The 25,436-nt window shown below is 60.3% G+C and carries 20 protein-coding genes and 1 tRNA gene; 11 read left to right on the forward strand and 10 right to left on the reverse strand.

The window, feature by feature from the left end; translation table 11 throughout:
* Nucleotides 1–18: 18 nt before the first annotated feature.
* Nucleotides 19–3,576 carry an AAA family ATPase gene (locus tag AVO45_RS03495; protein WP_068344459.1) on the reverse strand — a complete coding sequence of 1,186 codons (3,558 nt, stop codon included), beginning with the start codon at nt 3,574–3,576 and terminating at the stop codon, nt 19–21.
* A gap of 102 nt (nt 3,577–3,678) precedes the next feature.
* Nucleotides 3,679–5,049 carry a class II 3-deoxy-7-phosphoheptulonate synthase gene (locus AVO45_RS03500; RefSeq protein WP_068344461.1) on the reverse strand — a complete coding sequence of 457 codons (1,371 nt, stop codon included), beginning with the start codon at nt 5,047–5,049 and terminating at the stop codon, nt 3,679–3,681.
* Between the two features lie 168 nt (nt 5,050–5,217).
* Here AVO45_RS03500 and AVO45_RS03505 point away from each other — a divergent pair, with 168 nt between their 5' ends.
* Entirely contained in the window at nt 5,218–6,222 is a 1,005-nt protein-coding gene (locus tag AVO45_RS03505) for a GlxA family transcriptional regulator (RefSeq protein WP_068344463.1), read from the forward strand.
* Here AVO45_RS03505 and AVO45_RS03510 read toward each other — a convergent pair.
* Nucleotides 6,214–7,320 carry a PQQ-dependent sugar dehydrogenase gene (locus tag AVO45_RS03510; RefSeq protein WP_068344704.1) on the reverse strand — a complete coding sequence of 369 codons (1,107 nt, stop codon included), beginning with the start codon at nt 7,318–7,320 and terminating at the stop codon, nt 6,214–6,216. The genes AVO45_RS03505 and AVO45_RS03510 overlap by 9 nt on opposite strands.
* Before the next feature lie 178 nt (nt 7,321–7,498).
* On the opposite strand from AVO45_RS03510, the gene AVO45_RS03515 reads away from it, so the two are divergent.
* The 8 genes from AVO45_RS03515 (at nt 7,499) to AVO45_RS03550 (ending at nt 14,138) form a co-directional block, all read left to right on the forward strand.
* Entirely contained in the window at nt 7,499–8,680 is a 1,182-nt protein-coding gene (locus tag AVO45_RS03515; RefSeq protein ID WP_068344465.1) for an ABC transporter substrate-binding protein, read from the forward strand.
* A 134-nt stretch (nt 8,681–8,814) separates the two neighbouring features.
* Complete coding sequence (locus AVO45_RS03520; protein ID WP_068344467.1) at nt 8,815–9,603, forward strand: ABC transporter ATP-binding protein; 789 nt, start codon at nt 8,815–8,817, stop codon at nt 9,601–9,603.
* Nucleotides 9,600–10,430: an ABC transporter ATP-binding protein gene (locus AVO45_RS03525; RefSeq protein ID WP_082688640.1), complete on the forward strand. Its 831-nt coding sequence runs from the start codon at nt 9,600–9,602 to the stop codon at nt 10,428–10,430. Before AVO45_RS03520 ends, AVO45_RS03525 begins: the two co-directional genes overlap by 4 nt.
* Before the next feature lie 3 nt (nt 10,431–10,433).
* On the forward strand, nt 10,434–11,444 hold the full coding sequence (locus AVO45_RS03530) for a branched-chain amino acid ABC transporter permease (RefSeq protein ID WP_068344469.1): 1,011 nt from the start codon (nt 10,434–10,436) through the stop codon (nt 11,442–11,444).
* A complete protein-coding gene (locus AVO45_RS03535; RefSeq protein WP_068344471.1) occupies nt 11,441–12,745 on the forward strand; it encodes a branched-chain amino acid ABC transporter permease in 1,305 nt (434 codons plus the stop codon). Before AVO45_RS03530 ends, AVO45_RS03535 begins: the two co-directional genes overlap by 4 nt.
* Before the next feature lie 126 nt (nt 12,746–12,871).
* On the forward strand, nt 12,872–13,102 hold the full coding sequence (locus AVO45_RS03540; RefSeq protein WP_068344473.1) for a hypothetical protein: 231 nt from the start codon (nt 12,872–12,874) through the stop codon (nt 13,100–13,102).
* 128 nt (nt 13,103–13,230) lie between these two features.
* Nucleotides 13,231–13,974 (forward strand): outer membrane protein, encoded by a 744-nt coding sequence (locus tag AVO45_RS03545; protein WP_240482053.1) that lies wholly within the window; start codon nt 13,231–13,233, stop codon nt 13,972–13,974.
* Between the two features lie 89 nt (nt 13,975–14,063).
* Nucleotides 14,064–14,138 (forward strand) — tRNA-Asn (locus AVO45_RS03550).
* 54 nt (nt 14,139–14,192) lie between these two features.
* Here AVO45_RS03550 and AVO45_RS03555 read toward each other — a convergent pair.
* From AVO45_RS03555 to zwf, 5 genes are all read right to left on the reverse strand, one after another.
* Complete coding sequence (locus AVO45_RS03555; protein ID WP_068344706.1) at nt 14,193–14,660, reverse strand: DUF411 domain-containing protein; 468 nt, start codon at nt 14,658–14,660, stop codon at nt 14,193–14,195.
* A gap of 99 nt (nt 14,661–14,759) precedes the next feature.
* A complete protein-coding gene (locus AVO45_RS03560) occupies nt 14,760–16,379 on the reverse strand; it encodes a long-chain-fatty-acid--CoA ligase (RefSeq protein ID WP_068344476.1) in 1,620 nt (539 codons plus the stop codon).
* A gap of 189 nt (nt 16,380–16,568) precedes the next feature.
* A complete protein-coding gene (gene pgi / locus AVO45_RS03565; protein WP_068344477.1) occupies nt 16,569–18,176 on the reverse strand; it encodes a glucose-6-phosphate isomerase in 1,608 nt (535 codons plus the stop codon).
* 12 nt (nt 18,177–18,188) lie between these two features.
* Nucleotides 18,189–18,860, reverse strand: a complete 672-nt coding sequence (gene pgl, locus AVO45_RS03570) for a 6-phosphogluconolactonase (protein WP_068344479.1) — start codon at nt 18,858–18,860, stop codon at nt 18,189–18,191.
* Nucleotides 18,857–20,311, reverse strand: a complete 1,455-nt coding sequence (gene zwf / locus AVO45_RS03575) for a glucose-6-phosphate dehydrogenase (RefSeq protein ID WP_068344481.1) — start codon at nt 20,309–20,311, stop codon at nt 18,857–18,859. Before zwf ends, pgl begins: the two co-directional genes overlap by 4 nt.
* Nucleotides 20,312–20,471: 160 nt before the next feature.
* Between zwf and AVO45_RS03580 the strand changes: the two genes are divergently transcribed.
* Nucleotides 20,472–21,425, forward strand: coding sequence for a radical SAM protein (locus AVO45_RS03580; RefSeq protein ID WP_068344482.1), 954 nt, complete (start codon nt 20,472–20,474; stop codon nt 21,423–21,425).
* A gap of 3 nt (nt 21,426–21,428) precedes the next feature.
* On the opposite strand, the gene AVO45_RS03585 is transcribed toward AVO45_RS03580, so the two are convergent.
* Nucleotides 21,429–22,127: a lipid-binding SYLF domain-containing protein gene (locus tag AVO45_RS03585; protein WP_068344485.1), complete on the reverse strand. Its 699-nt coding sequence runs from the start codon at nt 22,125–22,127 to the stop codon at nt 21,429–21,431.
* 122 nt (nt 22,128–22,249) lie between these two features.
* Nucleotides 22,250–22,519, reverse strand: a complete 270-nt coding sequence (locus AVO45_RS03590) for an usg protein (protein WP_068344487.1) — start codon at nt 22,517–22,519, stop codon at nt 22,250–22,252.
* Nucleotides 22,520–22,710: 191 nt separating this feature from the next.
* Here AVO45_RS03590 and gyrA point away from each other — a divergent pair, with 191 nt between their 5' ends.
* Nucleotides 22,711–25,434, forward strand: coding sequence for a DNA gyrase subunit A (gene gyrA / locus AVO45_RS03595; protein WP_068344490.1), 2,724 nt, complete (start codon nt 22,711–22,713; stop codon nt 25,432–25,434).
* Nucleotides 25,435–25,436 lie beyond the last annotated feature (2 nt).

Here is a 25,436-nt window from a genome sequence, read left to right on the forward strand (position 1 = left end):
TGTTCCGGCGTCAAAATCTCAGTTTCGCTTCCCTTCGATATTTGACGCCAGGGAAATCATACCAAGCTGGCGGGAAATTTCCAATGCTTCACCCTCCATTTGGTCAGCCGTCGCGACGTCCTCCTTGCGCCCACGCATCCGCAAAGCACGAGCAAATTCAGCCTTTGTGTGCGCAATCCAAGGCTTGGCCCTCATCGCGGAATCCAGTTCCAGCGCCCGATCAAAATGGCGCCGGGCCACGTCCAAGTCGCCCAGAAACGCCGCGACGCTGCCCAACATCCGCCCGGCGGCACCGTTGCAAACGGTGGTCACACCGGCCGTGATGGTGCAGTCCTCATAGGGAAGAAGAAGTGAGTAGATTTCCTCGGCCACCTTGGCGTCGCCAACCGCGACGGCGACCTCGGCCAAGTAGGCCAGCGTGGTGGAATACATGGCATCCAGCGGCAGATCGAAACCGGCCTCGGACATTTCCGTCAGAATACGCTGGGCCGCTTCCAGATACCCCAGTTCCGCCGCAATCAAGGCAAACCCCGGTTTCCAGGCTTGATCTTCGGGATTGTCATCAAGCAGTCTTTTCATGACTGGCGCGACCTCGTGCAAGCGGGCCTGCTCGCGCCGGATCGTGAACATCTGGACGCTGTAAACACCTTCGACTTGGGGGCCGTGCGTGGTTTTTCCGATCGCAAAGGCATCCTTGCTGAGCGCCTCGGCCCTGTCGAAGTCACCATCCAGAATCGCAAGCATTGCGCGCCCATGGCGTTCGACCCAGTGCAGTTGGGGGTGTTTTCGCTCCTTGCCTATGACCAGAAGCTCATTCAACGAGCGTTCCACTCGCTCCCGGTCACCCATCTCGGCCGAAATGAACAGGTTGATGGTAAAGTTTCGCCCGCGGTCCGTGTCGCCCAGCCGCTCGGCTACTTCCTGCATTTCGTTCAGTCTGGATCGCCATTCCTGTACCTCTTCCTTTTCCTTCGCGATCAGAGGTGCCATGAACCGCGCCATCATCACCGAGAACTTCGCCTTGTCGTCGCCCAGTTTTCCGGCCAGTTCGATGGCTTGCCGGCTGAAGACCGAGCTTTCCGTGAACTTGCCTTCGAGAATCATGCAGCGTGAAAGCTGGCTCATGATCCGGCACCGCAGGAATTCTTCCTCGGCAGGAAGAACCTTCATCGCTTCGAGGCAGAGCGCAGATGCGATTTCGATGCTGTCATTGGCCATGAGATTGGCCTCGGAATAGTAGTATGCGGCATCGGCGAAAAGCTTGAAATCAGAAATGGACCGGGCTTCCTGGGCCGACCGATACAGTATCTTCAACGCCTCCTGCAGCCGCCCGATACTTTCATAGCTACGCCCCAGCAGCGTTTGCGCTACAATCTTTTCGGTGGTCAAGCCTTCCCCAAGAGCCTTTGCCATTCGCACCGTTTCCTCGGCATGTGACACCGCCTCGGCGCTTGCTGAACGTGCCAACGACCTTTCCGTAGCAAGCCTCCAACGGTCGAATGCGGCGGCGTAATCACCTGCCTCGGTCAGGTGACGGGCGACCAGTTCGGGGCTTCGCTCGACTTCCGCCGGCCTCAGGGTCATCAAAGCCGAAGCGACTGCGGCATGCTGGGCCCGCCGGGTCGAGGACAGCATGGACTGATAGGCGGTGTCCCGGATCAGCGCGTGCCGAAAGACAAAAAGACCCCTGCGAACCCCGCTTTCAAAGACAAGACCCTGTCGCTGGAGTTCCTCGAGGCAATCGTGGGTTTCCGCGGTTGTCTGCCCGGTAGCGGCCCGCACCAGCGCCAGATCGAATTCCCGCCCTATCACCGACGCCGTTAGGGCGGCTTGTTTGGCCTTGTCCGTAACCGCGTCCAGCCTCGCCATCAGGGCGCCTTGCAGGGTTGGCGGCACCGACGAGGACGCCTCCCGCCCACTGGTGAAGATAACTCTCGCAACCTCCTCAACGAACAAGGGAACGCCATCAGTGCGTTCGAGAATGTTCTCGAGCAAATCCTCTTCAGGATGGTTTCCCGTCATCTGATTGATGAGTTTCGCCACCTGATCGCGGTCGAACCGCCGAAGGTTGATGGTGGATATGTTGGAATAGTTTTCCGACCATCCGCTGCTCCACTCGGGTCGATGCGTGACCAGCACCATGAGCGGAATATCAGAGCATGTGGCGACGAAGCGGTCGAGCAACTGCGTGGTCGACGGATCCAGCCAGTGGGCATCCTCGACCACCAACAGAACGGGCCGCACCGAGGCGCGCGCACGTATCGCATCGACAAGGACCTGCGTTGTCAGGTCTCGTTGTTCCTGCGGCGGAAGCGACGTGACATCCTTTGCCTCCGGCGCGCTTGGGGACACTAGGGCCGCATAGACCGGCAAGCTCGTCTCGACGTCGAAATTTTGCCGAGCCACGAGCAAGGACCGAACCTTTTTGACAACGGCGCCTTCGTCGTCGTCAGGTTGCAGCTTGGCATCCTGGGATATCCTGTCGATCACAGGCAGAAAGGCGCTGCGGTTGAAATAGGGCGAGCAGTTCAGGCGCACCACATCCGTGGTTCGATGTTCGACGCATTTGGCCAGAAACTCCTCAAGAAGCCGGGATTTTCCGATTCCCGCTTCCCCGACCAGAAGCATGGTCTCACCGATCCCAGAACGGGCGCGCTCCCATGTCTGCTTCAGGATGCCCAACTCGTGTTCGCGCCCGACGATGTTTTCGCCGGATTCCCCGAATATGGCACGAAACCTGCTTTCCGCGCGCTGTTCTCTAACGACGCGCACCAGGCTGATCGTCTGGTCGAACCCCTTGAGGTCGAACGCGCCAATCCCCTCAACCTCGAAAAGCTTTCCAAGCATGGAGCGCGCATTCTCTGAAGTCGTGACCATGGCGTTTTCCGGGGCGATCGCCTGAATGCGGGCTGCGAGGTTCAGGACGGGGCCGGTCACCGCGGCCTCCTCATGCGTATTGGCCCCGACGAGATCCCCAATGACGACCGGCCCGCTTGCGATCCCGACGCGAGCGGCAAGGTTCCGGCCCAATGGCGTTTCGATCTCCTTGATCCGGCGCAGCGTCTCTAGTCCGAATTTCGCCGCCCGGTGCGCATGATCTTCGTAGGCCGTAGGCCAACCGAAGAATATGAGCATCCCGTCACCGAGATACTTGGCAATGTGCCCCCCGAAACGGGTCGCCTCGCCCGCAACGGTATCCTGAAACCGCCGAAGGACTTCGCGCATTTCTTCCGGGTCAAGGCGGTTGGTCAACTCGGTGGACCCAACAAGGTCGATGAAAAGAACGCTCAGGTGCCTCTTTTCCGCTGTAGCCCCCGGTTTTTCCCGAGGCTCGGGCGCGGGCGGCTCATCACTTTCCAATACGGTGACGTCAGCCTTGCCATGGGTCGACAATTTCCGGATTTCGGCCAGAAGGATCCGGCGATGCCCCAGACTGACGCCCAACTCCTTCAGGTCGTCTTCTCCCAGATACGGCAACGCGCGGAAATCGACATCGTTCTCGCGAAAGACGTCAGTGTATTTTCCAAGTCCGAGATCGTTCAGCCAGTCACCCAGCTGATCAGCGGCGGTTCCCATCCCGAAAGAATGGCCGGTATGCGCAATTTTCTCAAGGTTTTAGGCTTTCAAGAAAAAAACGGCGGACCGCTGGCCCGCCGTTCTGATCCGGCCTTTCTATCGCTACCCGGCAGCGCGCTTGGCGCGATTGCGGCGCAGATTGGTGAGTTCCTCGGCAACCAGGAATGCCAGCTCCAGCGACTGGCTTGCATTCAGGCGCGGGTCGCATGCGGTGTGGTAGCGATCCGAGAGGTTCTCTTCTGTAACCGCCCGAACACCTCCGGTACATTCGGTGACGTCCAGACCGGTCATCTCGAAGTGCACACCGCCCGGAATGGTGCCCTCTGCCTGATGCACGCCAAAGAACTCGCGTACCTCGCGCAGAACCGCATCGAACGGGCGGGTCTTGTAGCCGGTGGCCGATTTGATCGTGTTGCCGTGCATCGGATCGCAGACCCAGGTTACCTTGGCCCCTTCCTCGTTCACAGCCTTGATCAGACGCGGCAGGTGTTCGGCCACCTTGCCCGCTCCGAAACGCGCGATCAGGGTCAGACGCCCCTCTTCGTTCTCCGGGTTCAGCTTGGACATCAGAACCTTGAGGTCTTCGGCCGTGGTCGTGGGACCGCATTTCAGACCGATCGGGTTCAGGACGCCTCGGCAGAATTCGACATGAGCGCCGTCGGGCTGACGGGTGCGGTCGCCGATCCACAGCATGTGGCCCGAGCCGGCCAGCCAGTTGCCCGAGGTCGAATCCAATCGCGTCAGTGCCTCTTCATATTCCAGCAGCAGCGCTTCGTGGCTGGTGTAGAATTCCACGGTCGAGAATTCATGCGTGGTGTCGGCGGTGATGCCGGCCGCGGCCATGAAATCGATCGTGTCCTGGATCCGATCCGCGATTTCCGAGTATTTCTGCTCGTCCTGTTCGTTGGTAAAGCCCAATGTCCAGGAGTGCACGCGACTCATGTCAGCGAAGCCGCCGGTCGAGAAAGCGCGCAGAAGGTTCAGTGTCGCCGCCGCCTGCGTGTAGGCCTGCAGCATCTTTTTCGGGTCCGGCACCCGCGCCTCGGGCGTGAAGGCCAACTCGTTGATGATGTCGCCGCGGTAGCTGGGCAGCTCGACACCATCCACCACCTCGGTCGGCGCGCTGCGCGGCTTGGCGAACTGCCCCGCCATGCGGCCGACCTTGATGACCGGCACTTTGGCGCCATAGGTCAGCACCATCGCCATCTGCAGCATTACCTTGAACGTGTCGCGGATCGCGTCGGCGCTGAACTGGTCGAAACTCTCGGCGCAGTCGCCACCCTGCAGCAGGAACGCTTCGCCGCGGCCCGCGGCCCCCAGATGCTGTTTCAGGCGCCGCGCCTCGCCGGCAAAGACCAGCGGCGGATACTTGGATAGCTGCGCCTCGACCTGGGCCAGTGCGGCCGGATCGGTATAATCGGGCATCTGAACCCGCGGCTTGCTGCGCCAGTTCGATTTTTGCCACTCGGTCATAGCTTGTATCTCCGCTGAAGTATTCAGGGGGCTTCTATACAAAAAGCTGTGGTCAGTGACCATATCCGATTTGCGCCTCTTGACGACGCAAACAAGCTCTGAGCATGTTGACTGCCATATTTGCAGACACGCCCTCTGCAGGAAACGCCGAACCAAGGACAATCCGCCATGCAAGAGCAACGCCAAGTTGTCGAAGTGGAAAACGCAACGGCGAAACCACGACGCTTCATATTTGTCCTTCTGGACAAGTTTTCGATGCTGTCCTTTGCGTCGGCTCTGGACAGTCTTCGCATCGCCAACCGAATGGCGGACAAGGAACTCTACACCTGGAAACTGGTCGGAGAGGGCGGCGAAACCGCCCAATGTTCGGCGGGAACCTCGTTCAACCTCGACGACGATCTGGGAGAGCTCTCGCGCGATGACGTCGTGCTGGTCTGCGGCGGGGTCGATGTGCAGAAGGCCGCGACCAAGAAAATGCTGAACTGGCTGCGCCGCGAGGCGCGCAAGGGCATCCGCATCGGAGGGCTGTGCACCGCCGCGCATGTTCTGGCCAAGGCCGGTCTGCTGGAGGGCAAGCGGGCAACGATCCACTGGGAGAATGCCGACAGTTTCACCGAGGAATTCGAGAACGTGGAACTGACCAAATCCGTGTTCCTGATCGACGGCAACCGGATGACCACGGCGGGCGGCACATCCTCGATCGACCTGATGCTCAAGATCGTCGCCGACGATTTCGGCGAGGAGTTGGCGAACGCGGTCGCCGACCAGATGATCTATTCCTCGATCCGCACCGATCAGGACACGCAGCGCCTCTCGACCCCGACCCGCATCGGCGTGCGCCATCCCAAGCTGAGCCAGGTCATCCAGATGATGGAGAAGAACATCGAAGAGCCGATCTCGCCCGCGATACTGGCCAAGGACGTGGGCATGTCGACCCGGCAACTCGAAAGGTTGTTCCGGCGCTACCTGAACCGCTCGCCGAAACGCTATTACATGGAGTTGCGGCTGCAAAAGGCGCGGAACCTGCTGATGCAGACGGACATGAGCGTCATCAACGTGGCCCTGGCCTGCGGTTTCGCCAGCCCGTCGCATTTCTCGAAATGCTACCGGGCGCACTACAACACCACACCGTACCGGGAACGCGGCGCTCAGGCGTCGCGGTTGTCAATCTGAGGCAACGAGGGGGCTGATGCGATACACGGCCCCCTGCCCTTCGGATACGAACCAGATCGTTCCATCGGGGGCTTCGACAACGTCACGCACCCGTTCGGTTTCCGGCCCCTCGATCCGCTCCACTTCGCGCAGCGGATTACCGGCAAGCCGTGAGATGTAGTCGAATTTCAGCGAGCCGACGAAAATGTTGCCCTTCCACTCGGGCCACAGCTTGCCCGAATAGACCATCAACCCGGACGGGGCGATGGACGGATCCCAATAATACTCGGGTTGCTCCATGCCGGGTTTCGAGGTGCCTTCGCCGATCTTCGCACCCGAATAGTGCCTGCCGTAGGCGATGACCGGCCAGCCATAGTTGGCGCCCTTGCGGATCAGGTTCACCTCGTCGCCCCCTCTGGCGCCATGTTCGGACACCCACAACCGCCCCTGCAGATCCAACGCGGCGCCTTGCGGGTTACGATGGCCGAAAGACCAGATTTCCGGGCGAACCCCGGGTTGACCGACAAAGGGGTTGTCGGATGGGACGGACCCGTCCCGGTTGATCCTGATGACAGAGCCATTGTGATTGGAGCGGTCCTGCGCCGCCGGCCTGTTTCCCCGCTCGCCAATTGTCACGAACAATGTGCCATCCCTGGCTTCGACCACGCGGCTGCCAAAGTGCCGCCCGCCAGAGCCCTCGGCCACGGATTCGAAAACGATGCGCAAGCCCGTCAGGCGCTTGCCGTCCTCGCTGAGCCTGCCGATCGCCAGGGCGGTTCCCGCGCCACCGTCCTGCCTTTTGGAAAAGGTCAGAAATACCTCGCGCGAGCGGGCAAAGTCGCGCGGGATCGCAACATCCAGCAACCCACCCTGCCCCGCCGCGTAGACCTTTGGCACTCCTTTTACCCGGTTTTTCTTGCCGTCTTTCACATGCAGGAGTCGGCCACCGCGCTCGGTCACCAGTATGGATCCATCCGGCAAATGACCGACGGCCCAGGGTGTATCCAGCCCATCCACGACTTTCGTCACCGCAACGCGCCCGGCTCTGGTTTCGAGCGTATCGGCGAAAGCGGCAGTCAGAAGACAACAGACCAGAAGAATCACAGGAACAAGTCGCATCAAGAACCGCATTGAATCACGCTCCAATCGCCGCATCTCGTGTTGAGACTGCACATAAACCCCAACAAAACAAATTGGTTGGTTAGCGCAAACGCACAATTGTGTTAGGCCTTTTCTTTTCCCAAGAGCTTGCCTAGGGTCTGAGGCGAACGTTTCGTTCCAACTAGGGAGTATCCATATGAAAAAGCTGCTTACAGCAACTGCAGCCACCGCTCTGATGGCCGGCGCGGCCATGGCCGAAGAGGTCAAGATCGGTGTGATTCTCGGCTTCACCGGCCCGATCGAATCGCTGACCCCGTCGATGGCGGATGGCGCCGAACTGGCGATGAAGGAAGTCAGCGACAGCGGCATGCTGCTGGACGGCGCGACCGTGACCCCGGTTCGCGCGGACTCGACCTGCGTTGACGCGGGTGCTGCAACCGCGGCCGCCGAACGTCTGGTGACCTCGGACAAGGTTGACGGCATCATGGGCGCCGACTGCTCGGGCGTGACCGGTGCGATCCTGTCGAACGTGGCCGTGCCGAACGGCATCGTGATGATTTCGCCCTCGGCCACCTCGCCGGGCCTGTCGACCGCAGAGGACAATGGCTTGTTCTTCCGCACCGCTCCGTCGGACGCACGTCAGGGTCAGGTCATGACCGACATCCTGATCGAAGAAGGCATCAAGAGCGTTGCTCTGACCTACACCAACAACGACTATGGCAAGGGTCTGGCCGACAGCTTCCAGCAGGCGTTCGAAGCTGCTGGTGGCGAAGTCACCATTTCGGCCGCACATGAAGACGGCAAGGCAGACTACTCGGCCGAAGTCGGCGCTTTGGCAGCGGCTGGCGGCGACCGTCTGGTTGTGGCCGGATATGTGGACCAGGGTGGCTCGGGCATCGTGCGTGCCGCGATCGACTCGGGCGCCTTCGACACGTTCCATTTCCCCGATGGCATGATCGGCACCAAGCTGGAAGAAAACTTCGGCTCGGAAATCGACGGCTCGACCGGCCAGCACCCGGGCACCGACAGCCCCGGCGTTGCCAAGTTCAACGAGCTGGTGGGCGATGCCTTTGATTCGACCTCGCCCTTCACTCCGGAATCCTATGACGCCGCAGCACTGATCATGCTGGCCATGCAGGCGGCCGGTTCCAAGAACTCGGCCGACTACAAGGAAAAGGTGATGGAAGTCGCCAACGCGCCGGGTGAAAAGATCTATCCGGGCGAACTGGGCAAGGCGCTCCAGATCCTGAAGGACGGCGGCGATATCGACTATGTCGGCGCCACCGCGGTCGAGCTGATCGGACCCGGTGAAAGTGCCGGCAACTACCGCCAGATCGTGGTCGAAGGCGGCAAGATCACCACTGCGAAATACCGTTGATCCGGTAATTCAAGCGAATCTGAACGGCCCGGGCCTTGTGTCCGGGCCGTTTCAATGACAAAAGGCCGCACCTTTTTTAAGGAAGAGGCAACAACCAACAGGACCGCGTGACCAATCAGCGGCTAGGGGAAAACATGATCGTCGTCGAGGACGTGCATAAGCACTTCGGCGGGTTCCGCGCGGTGGATGGTGCATCGCTGGAAATCGCCAAAGGCTCCATTACCGGGCTGATAGGCCCGAACGGAGCGGGAAAGACCACTCTTTTCAATGTCATCGCAGGTGTCCTGCCGCCAACCAGCGGCAAGGTCACCATGGATGGCGAAGACATCACCGGCCTGCCGCCGCATGAGCTGTTTCACAAGGGACTGTTGCGCACCTTCCAGATCGCGCACGAGTTCTCCTCCATGACCTGTCGCGAGAATCTGATGATGGTTCCGGGCGGCCAGTCAGGAGAATCGCTGTGGAACACATGGTTCGGCCGCAAGCGGATCGCGGACGAAGAACGCGCTTTGCGGGCCAAGGCGGACGAGGTCCTGGAGTTCCTGACCATCGAACACTTGGCCGATCACAAGGCGGGCCAGGTTTCGGGCGGTCAGAAAAAGCTGCTGGAACTGGGCCGCACCATGATGGTGGACGCCAAGATCGTCTTTCTCGACGAGGTCGGCGCCGGTGTGAACCGCACCCTGTTGATGACCATCGCCGACACGATCCTGCGCCTGAACAAAGAGCGCGGCTATACCTTCGTCGTGATCGAGCATGACATGGATTTCATCGGCAAGATCTGCGACCCGGTGATCTGCATGGCCGAGGGCAAGGTTCTGGCCGAGGGCACCTTGGACGAGATCAAGGCCAACGAGCAAGTGATCGAGGCCTATCTGGGCACCGGCCTGAAGAACAAGGACAAGCTGGAGGCCGGGGCATGAGCGACAATCCGTATCAGGACGATCACGGCAACAAGGATGCCACGATCACCAACACCAAAGGCATGGGAACGATGACACCCGCGCATCGCGAGAGCGGTGAGACCCATTATGTCGGCGGTGGCCCCTTCCTCATCGGCGATTCGATGACCGGCGGCTATGGCAAGGGTCCCGACATCCTGCATGACTGCACCATCGCCGTGGACAAGGGCGAAATCGCCGTCATCGTCGGCCCCAACGGCGCCGGCAAATCCACCGCGATGAAGGCCGTTTTCGGCATGCTGAACGTGCGCTCGGGATCCGTCCGGCTGGATGGCGAAGACATCACCAACCTCAGCCCGCAGGACCGGGTGATCAAGGGCATGGGCTTCGTGCCGCAGACCTCGAACATCTTCACCTCGATGACGGTTCAGGAAAATCTCGAGATGGGGGCGTTCATCCGAACCGACGATTTCTCGGACACGATGGAACAGGTTTTCGAACTCTTCCCCATTCTGCGTGAAAAGCGCAATCAGCCCGCCGGAGAACTTTCGGGCGGTCAACGTCAGCAGGTGGCCGTTGGCCGCGCGCTGATGACCAAACCCAAGGTTCTGATGCTGGACGAGCCGACCGCCGGTGTTTCGCCCATCGTGATGGATGAGCTGTTCGACCGCATCATCGAAGTGTCGCGGACCGGGCTGCCGATCCTCATGGTCGAGCAGAACGCCCGTCAGGCCCTTGAAATCGCGGACAAAGGCTATGTCCTCGTTCAGGGTCGAAACGCTTACACCGGCACCGGGAAAGAGCTTCTGGCCGATCCCGAAGTGCGCAAATCCTTCCTTGGGGGCTGAGACATGGACTTCCTCAACGCCCTCGTGGCGCTTTCGAATTTCGTTCTGGTTCCAGCGATCGCCTATGGCAGCCAGTTGGCCCTGGGTGCGCTGGGTGTGACACTGATCTACGGCATCCTGCGCTTTTCGAACTTTGCCCATGGCGACACCATGGCCTTTGGCGCGATGATCGCGGTGCTGGTCACCTGGTGGATGCAGAGCGTCGGCATCGGTCTGGGCCCCTTGCCCACCGCGCTGCTGGCCCTGCCCTTTGCCATTCTGGGCTGCATGATCCTGGTGCTGATCACCGACCGGCTGGTTTATCGCTTCTACCGCGAACAAAAGGCCAAGCCGGTCATTCTGGTGATCGTGTCCATGGGCGTCATGTTCATCATGAACGGTCTTGTCCGTTTCATCATCGGACCCGACGATCAAAGGTTCGCCGATGGCGAACGCTTCCTGATCTCGGCGCGTGAGTTCAAGCAACTGACCGGGCTCAAGGAAGGTCTGGCGATCAAGACCACGCAGGGCATCACCGTTGTCGTGGCCGTCATCGCCGTGGCGCTGCTGTTCTGGTTCCTGAACAAGACCCGCACTGGCAAATCGATGCGCGCCTATTCGGACAACGAGGATCTGGCGCTGTTGTCGGGCATCAACCCCGAGCGCGTGGTGATGTATACATGGCTGATCGTGGCCGCTCTGGCGACCACGGCCGGTGTACTCTACGGTTTGGACAAGAGCTTCAAGCCCTTCGTCTATTTCCAGTTGCTGCTGCCGATCTTTGCATCCGCAATCGTCGGCGGCCTCGGCAACCCGCTGGGCGCGATCGCGGGCGGTTTCATCATCGCCTTCTCCGAGGTGACGATCACCTATGCCTGGAAAAAGGTGCTGACCTATCTGATGCCTGAAAGCCTCGAGCCGTCCGGCCTCGTGCAGCTTCTGTCGACAGACTACAAATTCGCCGTCAGCTTCGTGATCCTGCTGATCGTTCTACTGTTCAAGCCCACCGGGCTCTTCAAGGGGAAAGCGGTATGAGCGAACCCGTGAAAAACACTCTTCTCTTCGTCCTTGTCGGTGCCCTGATCCTGCTGACCGGCTTCATGCAGAGCTGGAACTCGGCACTGATGATCCTGAACATGGGCCTGATCTCGGCGATCATGGCCATTGGCGTGAACCTCCAGTGGGGTTTTGCGGGGCTGTTCAACGTCGGTGTGATGGGCTTTGTCGCGCTTGGTGGTCTGGCCGTGGTGCTGGTTTCAACGCCCCCCACCCCCGGCGCGTGGACCGCTGGCGGGTTCGGTATCCTGCTGGCGCTTCTGCTCGGTGCGGCAACGATCTTTGCCGCAGTCATGATCGCGCAGAAGATGCCCAAGGGGCGTATGCGGACCCTCACGATGATCGTGGTGCTCGTCGCCGGGTTCTTCGTCTTTCGGGCGGTCTTTGACCCCAATGTTGCTGCGGTCGAGGCAATCAGTCCGGCAACTTCCGGTCACATTGGCGGTCTGAACCTTCCGGTTCTGCTGGCCTGGCCCGCAGGCGGCCTGTTCGCCGCCGGGGCGGCTTGGCTGATCGGCAAGACGGCTCTGGGCCTGCGGTCCGACTACCTCGCCATCGCGACGCTGGGCATTGCCGAGATCATCATCGCGGTGATGAAGAACGAGGACTGGCTGGCGCGCGGCGTGAAGAACGTGATCGGCCTGCCCCGTCCGGTGCCTTACGAGATCGACCTGCAGAACGATCCGGGCTTTATCGAGAGGGCAAGCAGCTTGGGGCTCGATCCGGTCACGGCGTCCACGCTTTACGTCAAACTCGGCTATTCGGTACTGTTCCTGATCGTCCTGCTGGTTCTGCTGTGGATGGCCCAGATGGCGCTCAAGAGCCCCTGGGGCCGCATGATGCGCGCCATTCGGGACAACGAAGTCGCGGCCGAAGCGATGGGCAAGGACGTCACCCGCCGCCACCTGCAGATCTTCGTTCTCGGTTCGGCCGTCTGCGGTATCGCCGGCGCGATGATGACCACGCTGGACGGTCAACTGACCCCAGGCACGTATCAGCCGCTGCGCTTTACCTTCCTTGTCTGGGTGATGGTGATCGTCGGCGGCTCGGGCAACAACTTTGGCGCAGTGCTGGGCGCAATGTTGATCTGGTTCCTATGGGTACAGGTCGAACCCATCGGCCTCTGGCTGATGCAGGTTCTCACCGCGGGTCTGCCCGACGGCAGCGCGTTGAAAACTCATCTGTTGGACAGCGCCGCGCATATGCGCCTGCTGACGATGGGTGTCGTTCTGTTGCTGGTTCTCCGGTTCAGCCCACGCGGTCTGATCCCCGAGAAGTAAGGAACTGGCACTCAACCTATTGAAACCGCGCCTGAATTCGGGCGCGGTTTTTTCTGACCTTGGCCAAATGCCACGAATGATCCAGGTGTCGGCCAGAGCACTTCCCCTCTGAGCGGTAGAGGCCATATGACCTTTGCGATGCCGGTCGAGGTCAACGGTCGCGCCTGTTTCCCGGTGTTTGCCAAACACGGCAGGCTGAGTTGCGCGACGTGGTGGAAGTCGGTTCTCCGCCCGAATTTCTTCAAACCATTCCACGGCTTGCTACGGCCTGTCTCGCTCCCTGCCGTCCAGATTCCGGGGCCGCATGTGGTGCACAATCACGTCAAGATGGTCGGCTTGCAGCGCGCCGACCAATAAAAGCTTGTAAACAATGACCTCCTGTCGGCTAGAATGCGACAGCGCATCGTTGGCGCCACGAGGCGAGGCCTAACGCCAGCTTGTCGGAATTTTTCGTTTCAAGAAACACTATTGGTCAGGAGGGTCAAATGAATTTCGGAATAAAAACAGCGTTTTGCCTCGGCCTCGCAATGGCAACCCCCGGCCTTGCCAATGCGCAGCAGAGCGACTGGTCCTATGAAGCCAGCATTTACCTGTTCACGCCGGAAACGAACACCACTATAGCTACGCCGAGCCGCACGTTGAATGCCACACTGTCGTTCAGTGACGCGCTCGAGAACCTCGACATTGCGTTTATGGGCGCTTTTGGCGCCTCGAACGGTCAATGGAGCTTTATCGCCGATTACATGCTGACGGATATTTCATTTGGCAACCCGACACCCGGACCTGCCTTCAGCAGCCTCGACACATCCGTGAAAACGCAGATTTTCAACGCATATGCGGCCTATCGTGTTTATGAGGCTCCGACGGTCGCCGTTGATCTTGGCGCAGGCTTGCGGTGGTACAAGACCGACACGGAAATGACCCTCCAGCCGGGCGCCCTGCCCGGCGGCACAACTGTCGCCAAGGGCGATTGGGTGGACCCCCTCATCGCGATTCGGGCACGCTTTCAATTCAATGAAAAGTGGGCGGGCACCGCTTTCGCCGACTATGGCGGGTTTGAAAGTGGCAGTGACACTTGGCAGGTTCTGTTGACGGCAGATTACGCGCTGAACGAGAGATGGCTTTTGCGCGGCGGATATCGTTACATCGAGGTCAATCACGCCATCGACGGCGCCGATTACAGCTTCGACCAGTCCGGCCCGATTTTCGGCGCAACCTATCGCTTTTGAGGGCTCGGTAAAAACGTCCTGGTGCCGGCAAAAAATGTTCTCCTCCCTCTGGACGACGGAATCCGAGGTTGCTATATGGCGCGAACCGTTCCGGCGTAGCTCAGCGGTAGAGCAGTTGACTGTTAATCAATTGGTCGTAGGTTCGATCCCTACCGCCGGAGCCATGAAAAGCCCTCAAGTCTTTGGACTTGAGGGCTTTTTTGGTTGGGTGCACGGAATTATCCGGCCGCGTAATGTGTGAACACTTCGGCCGAGCCATCCCGCCGCAGCAGAAAGACGTCATAAGCTTCGCGTTCGCTCTCTGGCCCCATTCCTGGAGAGCCGTAGGGCATTCCGGGCACTGACAGTCCGATTGCATCCGGGCGTTCGTCCAGCAGGCGCCTGATATCGGCGACGGGGACATGCCCCTCAATCAGATAGCCACCGATCTTACCCGTATGGCACGAGGTCATGTTTTCCGGCAGGCCGTTGGACAGCTTGAATCGGTTGAGCGCGTCCCACGAGGTGTTTTCAACCGTGACGTCAAATCCATCGGTGCGCAGAATTTCAATCCACGCCCCGCAGCACCCGCAGTTTGGATCCTTCAGAACGTGCATAGGAGGAACCGCTGCGGCCCAGGATGGTATTGCTGCAGCGGCTGCAACGGCCGTTGTTCCGATCAAAAACGCGCGGCGGCTTGCGGTCATCATGTCTGTTTCCCTTTGCAAAAACGGGTCGAGCCACACCGTTTACCAAAACGGGCAGCCGCGCCTTGATATTCCTCAACAACCGAACCGAACGCCAACCTACTCCATCAGCACATTCGCAAACTGGTCTCGCAGGTTGCGCTTGAGCACTTTGCCCGTTGCGTTCAGCGGCAGAGCGTCCACGAAGACAACCTTGTCGGGGATCTGCCAACTGGCGATCTTGCCTTCGAAAAACGCCAGAATCTCCTCTTCGGTCGGGTCCTGTCCTTCGGCCTTGACCGCGACCAGCAGCGGACGTTCATCCCATTTGGGGTGGCTCACGCCGACCACCGCGGCATTGGCCAGCTTCGGATGCGCCACGGCGATGTTTTCCAACTCGACCGAACTGATCCATTCACCACCCGACTTGATGATGTCCTTGGAGCGGTCACGGATCGTCATGTAGCCGTCAGGATCGAGCGTTGCCACATCGCCGGTGGCGAACCACCCATCCTTCAGCAACTCTTGATCTTCCATGCGGAAATAGTTGGTCAGCACCCAGTGCCCCCGCACCATCAGATCGCCCTGGGTGATTCCATCGTTCGGCAGGTCATTGCCGTCATCATCGACGATCTTGAGCTCCACGCCGTATGGCGGGCGCCCCTGGTTCTCGCGCAGACGGTGCTGCTCTTCGATCGGAAGGTCGCGGTGCTTGGCAAGCGGATGGTTGGCCGTGCCCAGCGGGCTCATTTCCGACATGCCCCAAGCGTGGACCGTTTCGACGTCATACTTCTCGCGGAAGGTGTCGATCATCGACGGCGGGCACGCTGCACCGCCGATCACGGTGCGTTCGAGGCTCGCCAGCTTGCTGCCGGACTTTTCGGCATGGGCCAGCAGCCCCTGCCAGATGGTCGGAACGCCCATTGCCAACGTCACCCCGTATTTGTCGATCAGGCTGACCAGCGCCTCGCCATGCAGATCCGGCCCCGGCAGCACCATCCGCGAGCCGGACATGGCGCAGCCATAGGGCGAGCCCCAGGCGTTGACGTGGAACATCGGCACCACCGGCATCACGGTGTCCATCGCCGAATACCCGATCACGTCACGCGTGTTCGAGGCAAAGCTGTGCAACACGGTAGAGCGGTGGGAATACAGAACGCCCTTGGGATTGCCCGTGGTGCCCGAGGTGTAACACAGACTCGAGGCGGTATTTTCGTCGAACTCGGGCCACTCGAAATTTTCGTCGCCCGTTTCGATCAGCTCGTCATAGAACTGAAGGCCGGGGATCTGCTCCAGCGCTGCTTCATCGCGCGGCCCCATCAGGACGAAATGGCGAACTTCGGTCAGATTGTCCTTGAGCGCCGCCACCAGCGGCACGAAGGTCGCATCAAAGAACACGACCCGGTCCTGGGCGTGGTTGATGATATAGGTCAGCTGTTCAGGGAACAGCCGCGGATTGATCGTGTGGCAGACGAAGCCGGCGCCGGAGACGCCATAGTAGATCTCCAGGTGGCGCCGGTTGTTCCAGGCGATTGTGCCGATCCGGTCTTGCGGCTCGAGGACCAGCTTGCTCAGCGCCGAGCCCAGCCGGCGGGCATTGCGCGCGGTCTCGCCCCAACTGCTCTGCGTAACCCCGCCCGAAGTTTCCACCGACCAGATCTCTGTCGCGCCATGATAACGTTCCGCGTGGTCGATTAGCGATGAAATCAGCAGCGGCTGCGTCATCATCTGTCCCAGCATTCGAAATCCTCCCCAAGATGGATCGAAAGGCCTTTCCTCCCGATCGGAAATAGTCCGCCAATTGCGTCAGCCCCCGCAGTTGCGCAAGCACATGAGACGCTCTGACGGCGACCCTGCCAAGCAAAACGCGGCTTGACAACAATCCTTGCGCGACATGCCGCAACGGCAAATCCAACACGGAAATGACGTTCAGCGCTGGTGACGCCGCACATACTCGATCAGAGCCGCCGTAGAACCGTCGCGGCTGGCCGGGTCTGCTTCGCCCTCCAGAACAGGGCCGAGCGAGGTCGCCAGTTCCTTGCCCAGTTGCACCCCCCATTGGTCGAACGAGTTTATGCCAAGGATCGTTCCCTCGACGAAAACCCTGTGCTCATAGAGGGCAACGATCTGTCCCAGCGTGAAAGGCGTCAGCTTGGGATAGATCAGTGTGGTCGAAGGGCGGTTGCCGGGAAACACCCGGTGGCGTGCCTGACGTTCCAGTTCCGCGCCGGTCATTCCTTGGCCTGCCAGCATCTGTCGCGCATCCTCGACAGACCGTCCTCGCATCAACGCCTCGGATTGCGCCAGACAGTTTGCCAGCAGCAGGCGATGGTGATGAGCCAGTTCCGGCTCGTGTCCTTCGGCGGCGACCATGAATTCGCACGGAACGACGTCGGTTCCCTGGTGGATCAGCTGGAAAAAGGCGTGTTGCCCGTTGGTTCCCGGCTCTCCCCAGACGATCGGGCCGGACGGCACCGTCAGTGTTGAACCATCCATCGCCACGGATTTGCCGTTCGATTCCATTTCCAGCTGTTGCAGATAGGCCGGCAGCCGGGCGAGACGCTGATCATAGGGCAGAACGGCGCGAGTGGCATAGCCCAGAACCTGCCGGTGCCAGATGCCGACCAAGGCCAGCATGACGGGCATGTTCCGGTTCCACGGGGCAGACCGGAAATGCAGGTCCATCGCCTGCCCACCCCGCAGGAAAGCGTCAAAGGCGTGCGAGCCGATGGCGATCAAAACTGGCAACCCGATCGGCCCCCAGACCGAAAACCGACCGCCCACCCAGTTTCCGAAACCAAAAACCCGTTCGCCGGGGATGCCGAATGCCTCGGTCCGTTCAAGCGCACAGGAAACCGCCGCGAATTGGCGGTCGGGATCGCCCCCACCTTCGATCATCCAGGCCCGGGCCGTGCGGGCGTTGGTCATGGATTCGACAGTCGTGAAGGTTTTCGAGGCCACGATGACAAGGGTCCGTGTCGGATCCAGCGGCCGCAATGTGTCAGCAATATGAGCACCGTCCACGTTCGAGACAAAGTGCACACGTGGGCCGTCGTGATAGGGCGAAAGCGCCAGCGTCGCCATGACTGGCCCGAGATCAGACCCCCCGATTCCTATGTTGACAACATCGGTTATGCTGCCGCCGCCCCCCTGCGCGGCGCCGCCCCTGATCTCTTCGGCAAAGACCTGCATCCTGCGCAGAGTGTCCAGAACCTCGGGCATGATGTCCTGCCCATCGACCTTGACCGGGCCGCCGTCGAGATTGCGCAGCGCGGTATGCAGCACCGCCCTGCCCTCGGTTTCGTTGATTTTGTGGCCGCTGAACATCGCTTCGCGACGTTCGGCTACCCCTGCCTTGTCGCACAGCGCGGTCAGCGCGTTCCGAATGTCATCGTCGATGAGCGTCTTGGAGTAGTCGAAATACAAGTTGCCCGTTTCCGCCGAAAATTGCCGGGCGCGGTCGGGATCTGCAGAGAACAGGTCGAGGATGCGACGGCCGCGCGCTGCCGCGGCCAATGCCTTTAAGTCATCGAACATGCTTTCGTGATCCTACTCGGCCCAATGTACGGTGATACCGCTCAGCACGGCAGCGATCGGCGCTTCTTCCGGCGGCAGTGACAATGCTCTTTCCAATGCGGCCCTCTTTCGTGAGCCATAGATCACCAGATGCTTGGACAAGGCCCCGTCCAGAACCGGCGCAGTAAAGGTAATGCGGGGCTCGGGCTGCACTTCGGTCCGAGCCACGGCCAATATCGGAGCGTCGCTGTCCAGTGCTTCGGCAAGCCCGGGCATACCGGGATAGAGCGAGGCCGTATGCATGTCTTCGCCCATTCCCAGAACAAGTACATGCAACGGCAGCACCGGAGCGATAAGCGCCTCGACCTCGGGAAGAGCGTCCTCGGGCCTGGCCGAAGGCACATACAGGGGAACGAACTCTGCCGAGGCGGCGCGGTTCACCAACAGACGTTCCTGGATCAGACGCGCATTTGACCGCTCGTGGTCCTGCGGCACGCAACGCTCATCCGTCGGCACGACGCGCACGCGTTCCCACTCGATGTCAGCGGCGCACAAACTGTCGAAGATCGGACCAGGGGTAGTTCCTCCGGGCACCGCGAACGCAACGGTTTCTTCGTGGAGCAAAGCCGTCTCAAGATCTCCGGCGAGCTTGTTGGCCACGTCCATGGCCAGCAGATCGCGATCGGCATATTCCTGAATATTCATGGCTTTATCCCCTGCCAGCGGCGACCGTCTCGTTTCATCAGCAGCTCGGCGTCGCCCGGTCCGGTGCTACCGCAGTCATAAGGTTTGGGCACGTCGCCGCGTGACTGCCATCCGGCGATGATCGGGTCGGTCCAGGCCCATGCGGCCTCGACCTCGTCGCCGCGCATGAAAAGCGTCTGATTGCCCCGCACAACGTCCATTATAAGCCTTTCATAAGCGTCTGGCGAAACCTGATTTTCAGGCCCCAGCGCCTCGGCAAAGCTCATGTCCAGCGGCACGTCCACCAGGCGCATGCCGCCCTGCCCCGGTTCCTTGATGGTGACCTTCAGCGTGATGCCCTCGTTCGGTTGCAGCCGGATCGACAGAACATTCGCATGTCGCCCGGCATCTTCCCCGAAGATCGAGTGCGGCGCATCCTTGAACATAACGTTGATGACCGAGGACCGCGCCACCAACCGTTTCCCGGTGCGCAGATAGAACGGCGTTCCGGCCCATCTCCAGTTGCTGATATGGGCCCGGAGGGCAACGTAGCTTTCGGTCGTCGAGCGCGGGTTGCCGACAACCTCGCGATAACCGGGCAGCCCCTCGGCGGCCACGAACTGGCCGCGCACGATGTGATGCGGCAAGACCGGGTCGAGCGCCCGGATCACCTTGAGCTTTTCGTCGCGAACCGCATCGGGGTCGAACTTGGCGGGCGGCTCCATCGCGATCAGGCACAAAAGCTGCATGAGGTGATTCTGCATCATGTCGCGCATTGCGCCGGCGCGGTCGTAGTAACTCTCGCGGCCATCCACTCCGACGGTTTCCGCGACCGTTATCTGGATGTGATCGACATATTGGCTGTTCCACAAGGGCTCGAACAGCATGTTGCCAAAGCGGACAGCCATGAGGTTCTGGACTGTTTCCTTCCCAAGATAGTGGTCGATCCGATAGATCTGGTTCTCGTCGAAATGCGCGGCCAGCGTTGCGTTCAGCGATCTTGCACTGTCCAGATCATGACCGAACGGCTTTTCGACCACGATGCGGGTCTTTTCAGTCGCCATTCCAAAGGCCTCGATCCGCTCCGCCAAGGGGCCGAACAGCCGCGGTGCGACCGAAAAGTAAAAAGCACGAACCCTGTTCTGCCCCAACAGCCCAGCCAGTTCTTCCCAACCCTGCGGTCCTTCGGCCTCGACAGGCACATAGCGCAGACGGCTCAAGAAGCCTTCGACGGCCACCCGGTCCCGGGCGTGTTTGGGGGCGTGTTCCTTCAGGGCATCTGAAACCAGCGATCGGAACCCCGTGTCATCCAGGGTTCTGCGCGCTGCACCCACGATCTGGACATCACTCGGCCATTGACCGGCGCAGAACCGGCGAAACAATGCAGGCAGGATCTTGCGCCGGGCCAGATCCCCGGTTCCGCCGAAAATGACCAGGTCGAAAGGATCAACCGGTATGACACGAGAAACCATGAGTTTTTCTTAACCCCGTCGCCTCGACATGTCCAATGTTAGCGCAATCATTTCTTGGCAATCCTGCAATCAAAACTCCGTCAGCTACCTGCTTGCGACTTTAACTTCGCAAGCGCAATAGGCTAAATCGTTCAGACAGTTTCAACATCCGGATGCAGGAATGAAAGACGACTCTCCCAGCAACGCGAACATCGGCAAGTTCCAGAACAGATTCGTGACAGCCGATGGCCAAAAACGCGCATCGGTCCGCCTGACGCACCCGGAAACGCTGTGGTTCAACACGGGAACCCTGTGCAACATTGAATGCACCCACTGCTACATAGACAGCAGCCCGACCAACGACGCGCTGGTCTATATCTCGGCAGACGAGGTGAGCTCCTATCTCGATCAGATCGAAGAACGCGGCTGGCCGATCCGTGAGATCGGCTTTACTGGCGGCGAACCGTTCATGAATCCCGAGATGATCGACATGGCCCGCGCCGCGCTGGAACGTGGGTACGAGGTGCTGATTTTGACCAATGCCATGAGGCCAATGATGCGCAAGGCCATGCGTGAAGGCCTGTTGGACCTGCAGCACAAATTCGGCGGCCGGCTGACCTTACGCATATCCGTCGATCATTACTGCGCTGATTTTCACGATGAAGAACGCGGAGAAGGCAGCTTTTCCAAAACCCTCGAAGGCATGAAATGGTTGAGTGACAACGGCTTTCGCATGGCAGCGGCAGGTCGCAGTCTGTGGGGCGGGACCGAGGAAGAGAACCGCGCGGGTTTTGCCGCATTCTATGCCGAATATAGCTTTGGCATCGACGCCTACGATCCCGGCCAGACAGTTCTGTTCCCGGAAATGGACGAATCCGAGGAAGTGCCCGAAATCACCACGGCCTGCTGGGGACTCCTCGGCAAGTCGCCGGACGAGGTCATGTGTGCCAGTTCGCGCATGGTGGTCAAACGCAAGGGCGCGGCGTCTCCGGCGGTGTTGGCCTGCACGCTTCTGCCTTATTCAGCGGAATTCGAGATGGGGCCGACCCTGCGCGATGCCGAAGCGGACGTTCACTTGAACCACCCCCATTGCGCCAAGTTCTGTGTTCTTGGCGGTGCAAGCTGTTCGGCCTGATCGTCAGTTCAACTCGGGTGATTTCCAGAAACGTGTTCCGGAGGCCCCGGCAGCGACGCGCCAGCCTTTCTTGTCGAGCACGAAAACCGAGCGGCCATCGACGAACCTGGCCGACTGCTCTGTTCTGTCGTCGCCGTACATGACGCTGGATTCGGCGCTCGCCTCGAAGCCCTGAATCACAAACACGTCGAAATCGGCCTGGGTCTCGAAGAAGATTACGAACTGGGTCTCGAACCCACCGATGCCCAAAGCCGCCCCCAAACCGCCGGACCCCATGTTCATGTAGGTTCGGCTGCCGTCTGCCGTGGAAATTGCGACTCCACGGCCATATCCACCCGAGAAGGGAAATACCGTGACTTTACGGGTGTCAAACGCTGCATATCCGGCGCTGGCCTCATATATGGCTTTAGCATCGGGGTTTTCCGTCAAGAGGCGAGCGAGAATTTCGTCAGCCATCGCATCGAGCCGGGCACGCGTCTCTTCAGGAGTTGCTTCGTTGCTGATCAACTCGGATGTGGAATCGATCGACTCTTCAACCTTGTCCACCCCCTTGCCAATCGCCTCTCCAGCCTTGTCGACCCCCCGCTCGACTGCGCCGACCGTGCTTTCCGCGCCTTCCTTGATCTTGTCGAGAAGTCCATCAGCCGAAACCGGTGCACAGATGACAAGACAAAGAAAGACTGCGGCCAGAAACCTGTTCATGAAATGCCTCCGAGACGGGGTTGGACTAGCGCAACCATAGCCTATGGAAAATATTTGCAAGAAAAAAACTGCTGGCAGCCGGTCGGAAACGGCCGGTGCCAGAACACATACTTGTCGTATGGTCAGTTGATCCGGAACTCTCCGACGACGTTTCGCCATTCGCCGGATTTCAACATCTTGCGGTGGGTAAACCGGACAGAGTGCAGCGGGCCTTCGATTTCGCGCTGCCAGAACTCAATGAAACTGAACAGTTTCGGATGGTCCGGGGCGATGTCGTAGTCCTGCCAGATGAAGGTGTTCAGCACATGGACATAGTCCGGCATTCGATAGAAGAACTCGGCCGTGGTCAGGCCATACCCTTTCAGCATCAGTTCGGTTTCGGTTTTTTTCATGCAGATCTCCGTATTTTCCTCTGTCTCACAAGGATACCACGGAAATTCGCAAATCCGTATAAAAACAATGTGTTATATTGGCGTGAACGCTGTTTTCCCACTGACGGCGTTGCTTGCTTGCACCTTATGTGCCGGGTCTGATAAGATGCACCCACAAGATATAGACCCTGCACAGAGAACGGGCAGTTTACGTGAGCGATACGCCAGAAACCCCTGAAAACGAAGACATAAACCAGCCGGAGCGCCCGACATATGACGGCCCGACCGTGTCCATTGAATCCGAGATGCGGACCTCGTATCTGGACTATGCGATGTCGGTCATCGTCAGCCGCGCGATTCCGGATCTGCGGGACGGTCTGAAGCCGGTTCACAGGCGCATCCTCTACGCGATGCACGAATCCGGCAACACGCACGACAAACCCTATCGCAAGTCGGCGCGACCGGTGGGGGATGTCATGGGTAAATACCACCCGCACGGCGACAGCGCGATCTATGATGCGCTGGTGCGGATGGCGCAGGATTTTTCCATGTCGCTGCCGTTGCTGGACGGTCAGGGCAACTTTGGCTCGATGGACGGGGACAACCCGGCGGCCATGCGCTACACCGAAGTGCGGATGGACAAGCCTGCCGCGGCCCTGCTGGCGGATATCGAAAAAGAAACGGTCGATTTTCAGGACAACTACGACGGCAAGGACAAGGAGCCCACCGTCCTGCCCGCCCGTTTCCCGAACATGCTGGTCAACGGCGCCGGCGGCATCGCCGTGGGCATGGCGACCAACATCCCGCCGCACAACCTTGGCGAGGTGGTCGACGCGACGCTGGCCCTGATCGAGGAACCGGACCTGACAAGCGAACAGCTGATCGAATACATCCCCGGCCCCGACTTTCCCACGGGCGGCGTCATGCTGGGGCGCTCGGGTGCGCGCAAGGCCTACCTGGAGGGGCGCGGCAGCGTCATCATCCGCGCCAAGACCAGTGTCGAGGAACTGCGCAAGGATCGCTACGCCATTATCGTGCACGAGATCCCCTATCAGGTGAACAAGGCCGCGATGATCGAAAAGATCGCCGAGGCGGCGCGCGAAAAGCGGATCGAAGGCATTGCCCACGTGCAGGACGAATCCGACCGCAACGGCGTTCGGGTCGTGGTCGAGTTGAAGCGTGATGCGACACCCGACGTCGTGTTGAACCAGCTCTACCGTTTCACGCCCATGCAGACCTCGTTTGGCTGCAACATGCTGGCGCTGAATGGCGGACGGCCCGAACAACTGACCCTGCGACGCTTCCTGACCTGCTTCATCGACTTCCGCGAGGAGGTCGTTGCCCGGCGCACCGCCTATGACCTGCGCAAGGCCCGCGAACGCAGCCATATCCTGTGCGGTCTGGCCGTAGCCGTTTCCAACGTGGATGAGGTGGTCGCCACCATCCGCGCCTCGGCCGACGCAGCGGAAGCGCGTGAAAAGCTGATGTCCCGCCGCTGGCCTGCTGCCGACATCGCGGACTATATCCGGTTGATCGACGACCCGACCCACACGGTGAACGAGGATGGAACCTATAATCTGTCCGAGACACAGGCCCGCGCCATCCTCGACCTGCGGCTCCAGCGCCTCACCCAGATCGGTGTCAAGGAAGTCACGGACGAGCTTGAGGAACTGGCAGGCAAGATCAAGGAATACCTTGAAATCCTCGGCTCTCGCGAACGCATCATGGGCATCATCGCCGACGAGCTGCGCGAGGTAAAAGAGAACTTCGCCGTTCCGCGCCGCACCGAGATCGTCGACTGGTCGGGCGACATGGAAGACGAGGACCTGATCGAGCGCGAGGACATGGTTGTGACCGTGACCTCGGGCGGGTACATCAAGCGCACCCCGCTGGCCGAATTCCGCGCGCAGAAGCGCGGCGGCAAAGGCCTGTCTGGCATGCAGACCAAGGAAGAGGACGTGGTCACCACCCTCTTCGTGGCCAACACGCATACCCAGCTGCTGTTCTTCACCACCGACGGCATGGTCTACAAGCTCAAGACCTGGCGCCTGCCGCGCGGTGGACGCACCTCCAAGGGCAAGGCGATCGTCAACATCCTGCCGATCCCGTCAGGCGTATCCGTTGCAGCGATCATGCCCGTCGACGTGCCGGACGACGAGTGGGAAAACCTGCAAATCGTGTTTGCCACCAGCGCCGGAGACGTGCGACGCAACGCCTTGAGCGATTTCACGAACGTCAGGAGCAACGGCAAGATCGCCATGGACCTGCCCGAGGGCGTGGAACTGGTGAATGCACGCATCTGCTCGGAAGATGACGACGTGATGCTGGTCACCAATTCCGGCCGGGCGATACGCTTCCCCACGACCGACGTGCGGGTCTTCAAGGGGCGGAAATCGACCGGCGTGCGCGGCATCCGGCTCAACGAGGGCGACCGTGTCGTTTCGATGTCGGTGATCCGCCATTTCGAGGCGACCCCGGACGAGCGCGCCGCCTATTTGAAGATGCGCCGTCTGATGGCCGGCGTGACCGACGACACCGAGGTCGAAGAGGATGAAGGCAACGCCGACAGCATCCTGCCGCAGGAGCGCTATGCCGAAATGTCGGCGGCCGAAAACCTGATCCTGACGATCACGGCCAAGGGCGCGGGCAAGCTCAGTTCGTCGCATGACTATCCGGTGCGCGGGCGTGGCGGCATGGGCGTTGCTGCGATGGACAAAGCCATGCGCGGGGGCCCGCTGGTTGCCTCGTTCCCGGTCGAGATCGACGATCAGATCATGCTGGCAACCAACAAGGGCCAGTCAATCCGCGTGCCGGTCGACGGCATCTCGTTCCGATCGCGCTCGGCCGGAGGGGTCAAGGTCTTTGACACGGCCAAGGGCGAAGAGGTCGTCAGCGTCGCCTGGATCGCGGATCAGGGCGAAGAAGACGACGAATAGGA

It is taken from the genome of Ruegeria marisrubri, from assembly GCF_001507595.1.
Lineage (GTDB): Bacteria > Pseudomonadota > Alphaproteobacteria > Rhodobacterales > Rhodobacteraceae > Ruegeria > Ruegeria marisrubri.

Coding starts and splice junctions, on each gene's coding strand:
- pgl (WP_068344479.1), bottom strand. CDS start 18,860: ATGAATATTCAGGAATATGCCGATCGCGATCTGCTGGCCATGGACGTG.
- AVO45_RS03545 (WP_240482053.1), top strand. CDS start 13,231: ATGAATTTCGGAATAAAAACAGCGTTTTGCCTCGGCCTCGCAATGGCA.
- AVO45_RS03540 (WP_068344473.1), top strand. CDS start 12,872: ATGACCTTTGCGATGCCGGTCGAGGTCAACGGTCGCGCCTGTTTCCCG.
- AVO45_RS03555 (WP_068344706.1), bottom strand. CDS start 14,660: ATGACCGCAAGCCGCCGCGCGTTTTTGATCGGAACAACGGCCGTTGCA.
- AVO45_RS03560 (WP_068344476.1), bottom strand. CDS start 16,379: ATGCTGGGACAGATGATGACGCAGCCGCTGCTGATTTCATCGCTAATC.
- AVO45_RS03505 (WP_068344463.1), top strand. CDS start 5,218: ATGCAAGAGCAACGCCAAGTTGTCGAAGTGGAAAACGCAACGGCGAAA.
- AVO45_RS03590 (WP_068344487.1), bottom strand. CDS start 22,519: ATGAAAAAAACCGAAACCGAACTGATGCTGAAAGGGTATGGCCTGACC.
- AVO45_RS03520 (WP_068344467.1), top strand. CDS start 8,815: ATGATCGTCGTCGAGGACGTGCATAAGCACTTCGGCGGGTTCCGCGCG.
- AVO45_RS03500 (WP_068344461.1), bottom strand. CDS start 5,049: ATGACCGAGTGGCAAAAATCGAACTGGCGCAGCAAGCCGCGGGTTCAG.
- AVO45_RS03515 (WP_068344465.1), top strand. CDS start 7,499: ATGAAAAAGCTGCTTACAGCAACTGCAGCCACCGCTCTGATGGCCGGC.
- AVO45_RS03530 (WP_068344469.1), top strand. CDS start 10,434: ATGGACTTCCTCAACGCCCTCGTGGCGCTTTCGAATTTCGTTCTGGTT.
- AVO45_RS03525 (WP_082688640.1), top strand. CDS start 9,600: ATGAGCGACAATCCGTATCAGGACGATCACGGCAACAAGGATGCCACG.
- pgi (WP_068344477.1), bottom strand. CDS start 18,176: ATGTTCGATGACTTAAAGGCATTGGCCGCGGCAGCGCGCGGCCGTCGC.
- AVO45_RS03535 (WP_068344471.1), top strand. CDS start 11,441: ATGAGCGAACCCGTGAAAAACACTCTTCTCTTCGTCCTTGTCGGTGCC.
- AVO45_RS03585 (WP_068344485.1), bottom strand. CDS start 22,127: ATGAACAGGTTTCTGGCCGCAGTCTTTCTTTGTCTTGTCATCTGTGCA.
- AVO45_RS03580 (WP_068344482.1), top strand. CDS start 20,472: ATGAAAGACGACTCTCCCAGCAACGCGAACATCGGCAAGTTCCAGAAC.
- zwf (WP_068344481.1), bottom strand. CDS start 20,311: ATGGTTTCTCGTGTCATACCGGTTGATCCTTTCGACCTGGTCATTTTC.
- AVO45_RS03510 (WP_068344704.1), bottom strand. CDS start 7,320: ATGCGACTTGTTCCTGTGATTCTTCTGGTCTGTTGTCTTCTGACTGCC.
- AVO45_RS03495 (WP_068344459.1), bottom strand. CDS start 3,576: ATGGGAACCGCCGCTGATCAGCTGGGTGACTGGCTGAACGATCTCGGA.